Annotated in this window: 8 protein-coding genes; 2 read left to right on the top strand and 6 right to left on the bottom strand. The window is 68.2% G+C overall.

Annotated elements, in window-relative coordinates; translation table 11 throughout:
* Positions 1-119: 119 nt before the first annotated feature.
* Positions 120-665, bottom strand: a complete 546-nt coding sequence (locus AC6LJ9_RS12380; protein ID WP_498147774.1) for a YqaA family protein — start codon at positions 663-665, stop codon at positions 120-122.
* A 161-nt stretch (positions 666-826) separates the two neighbouring features.
* Here AC6LJ9_RS12380 and ilvA point away from each other — a divergent pair, with 161 nt between their 5' ends.
* Positions 827-2,335 carry a threonine ammonia-lyase, biosynthetic gene (ilvA, locus tag AC6LJ9_RS12385; RefSeq protein WP_498147775.1) on the top strand — a complete coding sequence of 503 codons (1,509 nt, stop codon included), beginning with the start codon at positions 827-829 and terminating at the stop codon, positions 2,333-2,335.
* A gap of 203 nt (positions 2,336-2,538) precedes the next feature.
* Here ilvA and AC6LJ9_RS12390 read toward each other — a convergent pair whose 3' ends face one another.
* Complete coding sequence (locus AC6LJ9_RS12390; RefSeq protein WP_498147776.1) at positions 2,539-3,654, bottom strand: porin; 1,116 nt, start codon at positions 3,652-3,654, stop codon at positions 2,539-2,541.
* Positions 3,655-4,033: 379 nt separating this feature from the next.
* Positions 4,034-4,417, bottom strand: coding sequence for a DUF4148 domain-containing protein (locus tag AC6LJ9_RS12395; protein WP_212317792.1), 384 nt, complete (start codon positions 4,415-4,417; stop codon positions 4,034-4,036).
* Between the two features lie 394 nt (positions 4,418-4,811).
* Here AC6LJ9_RS12395 and AC6LJ9_RS12400 point away from each other — a divergent pair, with 394 nt between their 5' ends.
* A complete protein-coding gene (locus tag AC6LJ9_RS12400; protein WP_103271476.1) occupies positions 4,812-5,702 on the top strand; it encodes a LysR family transcriptional regulator in 891 nt (296 codons plus the stop codon).
* 21 nt (positions 5,703-5,723) lie between these two features.
* On the opposite strand, the gene AC6LJ9_RS12405 is transcribed toward AC6LJ9_RS12400, so the two are convergent.
* From AC6LJ9_RS12405 to AC6LJ9_RS12415, 3 genes are all read right to left on the bottom strand, one after another.
* Positions 5,724-6,278, bottom strand: coding sequence for an adenine phosphoribosyltransferase (locus AC6LJ9_RS12405; protein ID WP_103271477.1), 555 nt, complete (start codon positions 6,276-6,278; stop codon positions 5,724-5,726).
* Between the two features lie 54 nt (positions 6,279-6,332).
* Positions 6,333-8,015, bottom strand: coding sequence for a thiol reductant ABC exporter subunit CydC (gene cydC, locus AC6LJ9_RS12410; protein ID WP_498147777.1), 1,683 nt, complete (start codon positions 8,013-8,015; stop codon positions 6,333-6,335).
* Between the two features lie 79 nt (positions 8,016-8,094).
* On the bottom strand, positions 8,095-8,767 hold a 673-nt coding region (locus AC6LJ9_RS12415; protein ID WP_498147778.1), incomplete at its 5' end, for an ATP-binding cassette domain-containing protein.

Here is an 8,767-nt window from a genome sequence, read left to right on the forward strand (position 1 = left end):
GCCCTTAAAAAATCATTTTATGCCATCGCGCGGCCCGGCCCCGAATATCCCGCCGGCGCGCCCCGCAATGCGTGCGCGCCCCATGATGCGTCCCTTTATTTTCGGACAAATCCGAAGCGTCAGAGCTGGCCCGGGAAGAACCACAACAGGCCGGCCGTCACTGTCACGTAGCGCAGGAACTTGCCAATGGCCATGTAGGCCACGCAGGGCCAGAACGACAGCCGCAGCCAGCCCGCCACGGCGCACAGCGGGTCGCCCACGACCGGCAGCCAGGACAGCAGCAGCGCCGGCGGCCCCATGCGGTGCAGCCAGTCGTGCGCCCGCTGGTTCCAGCGGCCGCGCATGCGGCCGTCCGGCCCGGCATCGGGATGGGACTCGTGCGGATGGGGGTGCTTTTCCTTCCAGCGCTGCACCGCGCGTTCGGCGGCCAGCCCCATGGCATAGCTGATCGCGCCGCCGATGGTATTGCCCAGCGTCGCCACCAGCACGGCCGGCCAGAACATGTCCGGCGCCAGCTTGATATAGCCGAACACCGCCGGTTCGGAACCGAGCGGCAACAGGGTCGCGGACACCAGCGAGACGGTGAAAATGGCCGACAGCCCGACGGACGGCAAGGCCAGCACCGCGAGCAGCCAGTGGATGGCGGACAGCAGACTTTCTTCCATGATGCGCGAGTGTAGCCGCGCCCGGCCCGCCGCGCCGCCCAGGCCGCCGGCCGCCTCGCGCCACGGCCCCGCAAGCCGCGCCGGGCCTGGCTGCGGGCCGGTTTCCCTATGGTAATCTGCCCCACCCCCTCCCCCCTTTTCCGCCCCGCCCGCGCGCCCTCATGTCCACCGACTACCTGAAACGCATCCTGACTTCCAAGGTCTACGACGTCGCCGTCGAGTCGCCGCTGGAGCCGGCCCCGCTGCTGTCGCAGCGGCTGTCCAACACGGTGCTGCTCAAGCGCGAGGACACCCAGGCCGTGTTCAGTTTCAAGCTGCGCGGGGCCTACAACAAGATGGCCAACCTGCCGCCGGCCGCGCGCAACCGCGGCGTGATCGCGGCCTCGGCCGGCAACCACGCGCAAGGCGTGGCGCTGGCGGCCGCGCGGCTGGGCTGTCGCGCGGTCATCGTCATGCCCACCACCAGCCCGCAGGTGAAGGTGGACGCGGTGCGCCGACTGGGCGGCGAGGTGGTGCTGGCCGGCGAGAGCTTCTCCGACGCCTACGCCCACGCGCAGGTGCTGGAAAAGAAGGAAAAGCTGACCTTCGTGCATCCGTTCGACGATCCCGACGTGATCGCCGGCCAGGGCACGGTGGGCATGGAGATCCTGCGCCAGCATCCCGGTCCGATCGACGCCATCTTCGTGGCCATCGGCGGCGGCGGGCTGATCTCGGGCGTGGCCGCCTACATCAAGCAGCTGCGCCCCGAGATCAAGATCATCGGCGTGCAGACCGAGGACTCCGACGCCATGCTGCGCAGCGTGCGCGCGGGCCGGCGCGTGCAGCTGAACGACGTGGGTCTGTTCTCGGACGGCACCGCGGTGAAGATGGTGGGCGCCGAAACCTTCAAGCTCACGCGCCAGTACGTCGACGACTTCGTGGTGGTGAACACCGACGCGATCTGCGCCGCCATCAAGGACGTGTTCCAGGACACGCGCAGCGTGCTGGAGCCGGCCGGCGCCATGGCCGTCGCCGCCGCCAAGCAGTACGCGGCCGAGCATCACCTGAAGGGCAAGACGCTGGTGGCCATCGCCTGCGGCGCCAACATGAATTTCGACCGGCTGCGCTTCGTGTCCGAGCGCGCCGAGGTGGGCGAGATGCGCGAAGCCATCTTCGCCGTCACCATGCCCGAGCAGCGCGGCAGCTTCCGCCGCTTCTGCGAGCTGGTCGGCGAGCGCAGCGTCACCGAGTTCAACTACCGCATCTCGGATTCCGACCGCGCCCATGTGTTCGTCGGCATCCAGGTGTCCTCGCCGGCCGAGCCCGACAAGATCGCCGCCAATTTCCGCCGCCACGGTTTCGACACGCTCGACCTGACCCATGACGAAATGGCCAAGACCCACTTGCGCCACATGGTCGGCGGGCGTTCCGCGCAGGCGCGCGACGAGCTGCTGTACCGCTTCGAATTCCCGGAGCGTCCGGGCGCGCTGATGCGTTTCCTGAACGCGATGAATCCGGACTGGAACATCAGCCTGTTCCATTACCGCAACCAGGGCGCCGACTACGGCCGCATCCTGATCGGCATCCAGGTGCCGGCGGCCGACAAGAAGCAGTTCCGCGCCTTCGTGGCCGAACTGGGCTATCCGCACTGGAACGAGACCGACAACCCGGCCTACAAGCTGTTCCTGTAGCCGCGCGCGCCGCCGCAAGCCGGGCCGCCATGCCGGCGCGCGGATAACGGCAAGCCCAAAAGCGAGAGGGCCTCCAGATGGAGGCCCTTCCCTTCTCAGCTCAAGTCGCGCCCGGCCTCAACCGGAGGGGGGGTTCGCTGTCACTCGGCGGCTCACGGAGATGGGCCGCGCATTCAGCAAGGTCTGGCCGGGCGCGCTGTCGCTTAGAACCGGTGACGCAGGCCCACGGCGAACGCCGTGTCCGTCGCATCGCGCTGGAACGCGTAGTTGTCGCCGTAGGAGGCGTACGCGTACAGGTTGGTGCGCTTGCTCAGGTCGTAGGTGTAGCCCAGGCTGTAGACGTTGAACTTGGCATCGTCCTTGGTCAGCTTGTCGTTCTTCGGATCGGCGCGCTGCCAGGAACCGAAGATCGAGCTGCTGCCCAGCGGCACGGTGAAGCCCACCATGTACGAATTGGCGCGGAAGCCGTCGGCCAGCTTGAACGTGCCCAGCTTCTGCATGCCGTCGGGCGTGGTGCCCATGTTCTGGCCAACGAACCAGCCGTTGCGGGTCTGGCCGAAGGCGGCGGCGATCTTCACCACTTCGAAGTCATAGGTGCCGCCCAGGATGTACGACTGGATCGTCGTGTCTTCCTGGCTGCCGCCCTTGACGTCCTTGGACGGATTGAAGCGGTCGTAGGCCGCGGCCAGGTTCAGCGGACCGTTGACGTACTGCACGCCGGCGGTCAGGACGCGGTTGTTGTTGTTGGTCTCGAAGCCGCGCTGCTTCTCGTCCGACACGGCATCATCAGCGCTGAACGAGTAGCCCAGGCCGGCCTTGAAGCCGCCGAAGCTGGGAGTTTGGTACAGCACCATGTTGTCCAGGCGCATCGTATTGGCGCTGCTGAACACGGTACCCATGTTGGCGGTGTTGTAGCTGATGGCGAACGGGTCGATCGAACCGAAGTACTTCGACGCCAGGTTGGTCTGGCGACCGAATTCCAGGCGGCCCCACGAGTCGCTGTCCAGGCCCACGGTGGCCTGGCGGCCCCAGAGGCGGCCGCTTTGCAGCGAGTTGCCGTTCAGGGGACCGAAGCCGGCCTCCAGGTTGAACACGGCGCGCAGGCCGTCGCCCAGGTCTTCCGAACCACGCAGGCCGAAGCGCGAACCGCTGCTCACGCCTTGCACGGCGCCGACACGGCTTTGCGAGTTGCCGTTGAACTTCACCTTTTCGTAACCGATACCGGCGTCGATCAAACCGTACAACGTCACCGAATCGGCAGCTTGCGCCGCGCTCGCAAAGCCCGCGAGCAACGCGACGGCCAATAGCGTCTTCTTCATAACAGTCCTCTAAATGGCAAGATGGATGGCAATGCGCGGGCGTGCCGCCGCGTGGCGGATGCCCGCAAGCCGCGGCCTGTAAGACCGCGATGCATGCACTGAAACTAGTGTCTCGCCTGGGACCGCCGGGAGTAAGCGGGAATTCGAAGAACTACTTTCCATGGCTGGGATAATCGCGTTCGACGCGCATTCCGCCATGCTTGAAACCAGGTCCTAACGCCTTGAAATGAAATGCGAATCCTTGCTCGCAATCGCATTTCCCTCGCTCATCCCCGATCATTTTCCGGTTTGAGGATCGTCAAATCCTGTCGCGCTGCGCGGACAATGCCGCGGCAAAAAAGCCACAGCGCGCCAGCGCCATCGGCCGGCCGCGAAATGCTCAGCGGCCCTTGGGCGGGTAGTCGAGTTCGCCGAAGGTGTATTCGCCGCGCGCCTTGGCCTGGGCCAGCTCGGCGCGGACCTGCTCGCGCGTCTTGCCGGCGGTTTCGGGCGCGGCGCTCCTGGGCGGATAGTCCAGTTCGGCGCTGGTCACCTGGCCGGCGATCTTGGCGCTTTGCAGTTCGGCGCCGACCTGCTCGCGCGACATGCCCGTGCTGGCGGCGGTGGCGGGCGGATAGTCCAGCTCGCCGAAGGTGACCTGGCCGGCGGCCTTGGCGGCCTGCAGTTCCTGCTGGACCTGTTCGCGGGTCTTGCCATCGGCGTGGGCGGCGGACATGCCCGCCAGGGTTGCGGTAACCATGAGTGCGGTCGCTAGGGCTTTCATTGTGATGACTCCATCCTATACCTGGCACGACAGCGCCCGCCAGGACGGCGGGCGCAATGTGACGGCGTGTTGACGGAACGAAGTATCTGGCCTTATCGACCTAGTAAAAACCCTTAATTTGGGGAACATATTTGCAGGAGTGGAAAGATCCCCGCATGTCGCGGCGCGATTCTTGCCGATTTCCTGCTCACTTCCTGCGCACTCCCGCCCTGGCCCCAATGAGCGCAAGCTCTGCGGGCATTCAGCAAAACGCCAGCTGCGGCTCGCTGGACCCTGACGCCACGACTGGCGCGGCTTGTTCGGGATGGAGGAATAGACATTTCCACTGGCGCAAAAATAATTCCATTTATGATTGGAATCTGCCAGACATGGAATTTTGAGTACCGAGGCCCTTATGGACATACAGCTTAACGACATCGCCCTGTTCGTCGAAGTCGCCAAGCGCAAGAATTTCAGTCATGCGGCCGAAGCCCTGAACATCCCCACGTCCACGCTGTCGCGCCGCGTCAGCGAACTGGAGCGCAGCGTCGGCATGCGGCTGCTCAACCGCAGCACGCGCAAGATCGACCTGACCGAGGCCGGCGCCATCTATTTCGAGCGCTGCCGCCATATCGTCGAGGAAGCCCGCGTCGCCCACGACCAGCTGCTGGACATGGCGGTGCAACCCAAGGGCCGGCTGCGCATCTCGCTGCCGACCAGCCTGGCGCAACTGTTCCTGCCTTCGGTGATCCGCGAATTCCGCGAACAGCATCCCGATATCGAATGCGATTTCGACCTGGGCATGCGCTCGGTCGATCCGATCAGCAACCCGTTCGACCTGATCCTGCGCTTCGGGCAGCAGCCCGATTCCAGCCTGATCTCGCGCAAGATCGTGCTCATGGCGCACCAGCTGTACGCCTCGCCCGAATACCTGGCGCGCCACGGCGAGCCGCGCGTGCCCGGGGATCTGAGCCATCACGAGTGCCTGCGGCCCACCATGCGCGACGAATCATCCTTCTGGATGCTCCATTCGGGCGACAAGGTGGAACGCGTGCAGGTATCGGGCCGGCTTGCCGCGAATAACGTGGGCATGCTGGGCCGGCTGGCCAGCCAGGGACTGGGCATCACGCCGCTGCTGGTGTTCGATGCGATGGAGCGCGCCATCAAGCAGTCCGGCCTGGTGCGCGTGCTGCCCGAATGGAGCCTGACGCCGCTGCCGCTGTTCGCGCTGCTGCCCTCGCGGATGCTGCCGGCCAAGACCAAGGCGTTCCTGGATTTCATCCAGCCGCGTCTGAATGAGGGCTAAGCCCCCGCGAAGCGCCGCGCGTCAGGCGGTGGTGTCGTTCTGGTACTGACAGACCGTGTACAGCGGCGTGCCGGTGGCGGCGATCTTGGCGGAGCCGCCCAGGTCGGGCAGGTCGATGATGGCGGCGGCTTCGACCACGTTGGCGCCCAGGCGCTGCAGCAGCTTGATGGCCGCCAGCATGGTGCCGCCCGTGGCGATCAGGTCGTCCACCAACAGCACGCGCTGGCCGGTGCGCACCGCGTCGGTGTGCATCTCGACGGCGGCGTTGCCGTATTCCAGCGAATATTCCTCGGCCACCGTGCGGTAGGGCAGCTTGCCCTTCTTGCGCACGGGCACGAAACCCAGGTTCAGCTCATAGGCCAGCACGCTGCCCACGATGAAGCCGCGCGCATCCACGCCCGCGACCAGGTCCAGGCGCTGACGCATGTAACGGTAGACGAACAGGTCGATCAGGACGCGGAACGCCCGCGGGTCCTGCAGCACCGGCGTGATGTCACGGAACGTGACACCGGGCTGGGGCCAGTCTGGAACGCTGCGGATGGTGCGCCGGATGAACTCGGCGTATTCGTTCTGCATGAAAGACGGCCCTGAAGAATTGAAGCAAGGCGCACTATAACCCCGCCGCCGCGCTTAAGCCAGGACAGCCTCGGGCGATGACACGTCATGCAACTGTCCCCCGCGCAGCACGCAGCGCCGGTCCACCGCGCCCGCCGGCAGACGCGCATGCGTGGCCAGCACCACGGCGCGCCCCTGCGCCGCCCGCCCCAGATCGCGCAGGAAATCGGCCTCGGCCGCCGCGTCCAGGCCGGCGGTGGGCTCGTCCAGCACCAGCACCCTGGCCGGCGACAGCAGGGCCCGCGCCAGGCACAGCCGCCGCGCCTGGCCAGCCGACAGCAGCGAGCCGGTCTCGCCCGCCCACGCATCCAGCCCGTCGGGCAGTCCGCGCACGAAATCGCCCAGGCGCGCGGCATCCAGCGCGCGCCACAGCGCGGCTTCGTCCGCCGAGGGATCGCCGATCAGCAGATTGGTGCGCAGCGTGCCCAGGAACACCGGCGCATCCTGCGACAGCAACGCGATGCGCCGGTGCCAGTCGGCCTGCGCGCAATCGCGCGCGTCGCGTCCGCCATAGCGCACCTGGCCAGCCTGCGGATCTTCCAACCGCAGGATCAGATGCAGCAGCGTGGACTTGCCCGCGCCGCTCTCGCCCTGGATCGCCACGCGCTCGCCCGGCGCGACGCGCAGGCTGACGCCGTCCAGCACCGGGACGCCGTCGGAATAGGCGAAGCGCAAGCCGTCCAGTTCCAGCGCGCCATCCGCCGGCAGCGCGGCCGGCGCGTCGGCATCGCGCATGTCCGGCTCGCATTGCGCCACCTCGCGGATGCGCTGCGCCGCGGACACCGCCGAACCCAGGCGCGACGCGCCGCGCATGATGGGCGCGGCCACTTCGAATATGCCCATGACCGCCAGCAGCAGACCCGCCAGCAAGGGTCCGGACAGGCCGCCGCCCTCGTGCTCGCCCAGCCCGAACCACAACACGCCCAGCACGGCCGCGCCGGCGGCGGCCTGCAGGAACCAGAGTCCGCGCGCCGCGACGCAGGCCTGGGCCTGGCGCGCCTGCGCGTTCTGCCCGCACAGGCGCTCGAAATGCGCGCGGGTCTGCGCCTGCGCATGCAGCGCCACCATGTCGGCGTGGCCGTCCACCGCGTCCAGCACAGCGGCGCGCAGGCCGGCCGCGCTTTCCTGCGCGGCGGCGCCGGGCCCGCGCGCGGCGCGCTGCAGGCCCCAGGGCGCAAGCACGCAGGCCACCAGCAGCGCCAGCGCGAACACCAGCGCGGCTGCCGGTATCCAGTAGCCCAGCACCGCCGTCATGATGGCGCCGGCCAGCAGCGCCGTGGCCAGCGGCGCCAGCACGAACAGGAACACGGTATCCAGCGCGTCGACGTCGCCGGTCATGCGCGCCACCAGATCGCCGCCGCGATAGCGCGCCAGCTGGCGCGGCGTCAGGCGGATCAGCGCGCGGAACACCAGCGTGCGCAGATCGGCCAGCAGGCGCAGCGTGGCCGAGTGCCCCGCCAGACGGTCGGCATAGCGCGACACGATGCGCAGGAACGACAGGCCGCGCACCAGCGCCGACGGCGCGAACAGGTTGAACGCCGCGCCCGCGCCAGCCAGCGCGGCGCCGGTCAGGAACCAGCCCGACACGCCCAACAGCCCCACGCCCGCGGCCACGGTGGCCAGCGCGCAGAACAGCGCGAGCAGCAGTCCGCCCTTGCGGCGCGCGTACAGCGGCAGCAGCAACAACAGGTGTTTCATGGATGGGCCGCTCCGGATCCCGCAAACCCGCCAGGCGCGGCGATGACGATGGCGATAGCGATGGCGATGGCGATGCGCATCATGCTTGTTCCAGTTTGCCGCCCGCCAGCCGCAGCGTGCGCCCGAAACGGGCTGCCACCCGCGGCGAGTGCGTGGCGATGAGCAGCGTCCGGCCCGCCGCGAATGCCAGGATTTCGTCCAGCACGCGGGCCTGCGTGTCTTCATCCAGGTGCGCCGTGGGCTCGTCCAGCAGGATCAGTCCGGGATCGCGCAGGAACAGCCGCGCCAGCGCCACGCGCTGCGCCTGGCCGCCGGACAGGCCCTGCCCGCGTCCGCCCAGCACGGTATCCAGGCCCAGCGGCTGACGCTCGGTGAATTCCAGGACTCGCGCGCGCCTTGCGGCCTCGCGCAGCGCCTCGTCCGAGGCCTGCGGACAGCCCAGGCGGATGTTCTGGGCGATGGTGCCGGCCATCAGCTGCGGCTTCTGGCCGATCAGCGCGATCCGGCCGCGCAACGCGGCCTCGTCCCAATCCGCCAGCGGCCGGCCGTCGATCAGGATCTCGCCCTCGCAGGGCCGCAGGCGCGCGATCGCCTCGATCAGCGAGGACTTGCCGATGCCGCTCGGCCCCATCAGCGCGACGTGTTCGCCGGGCGCCAGCGACAGCGCCGCGCCGTCGAGCACCGGAGCGGGACGGCCCGGCGCCATCAACCGCAGGCCGCGCGCGCTCATTGCGACCGGGCCGCGCGCGGCG

The organism is Achromobacter sp. 1011811831, from assembly GCF_059760905.1.

Bases quoted from the DNA above. Each gene is read 5' to 3' on its own strand.
- cydC (WP_498147777.1), bottom strand. From the start codon at position 8,015: ATGAAACACCTGTTGTTGCTGCTGCCGCTGTACGCGCGCCGCAAGGGC.
- AC6LJ9_RS12395 (WP_212317792.1), bottom strand. From the start codon at position 4,417: ATGAAAGCCCTAGCGACCGCACTCATGGTTACCGCAACCCTGGCGGGC.
- AC6LJ9_RS12405 (WP_103271477.1), bottom strand. From the start codon at position 6,278: ATGCAGAACGAATACGCCGAGTTCATCCGGCGCACCATCCGCAGCGTT.
- AC6LJ9_RS12400 (WP_103271476.1), top strand. From the start codon at position 4,812: ATGGACATACAGCTTAACGACATCGCCCTGTTCGTCGAAGTCGCCAAG.
- ilvA (WP_498147775.1), top strand. From the start codon at position 827: ATGTCCACCGACTACCTGAAACGCATCCTGACTTCCAAGGTCTACGAC.
- AC6LJ9_RS12380 (WP_498147774.1), bottom strand. From the start codon at position 665: ATGGAAGAAAGTCTGCTGTCCGCCATCCACTGGCTGCTCGCGGTGCTG.
- AC6LJ9_RS12390 (WP_498147776.1), bottom strand. From the start codon at position 3,654: ATGAAGAAGACGCTATTGGCCGTCGCGTTGCTCGCGGGCTTTGCGAGC.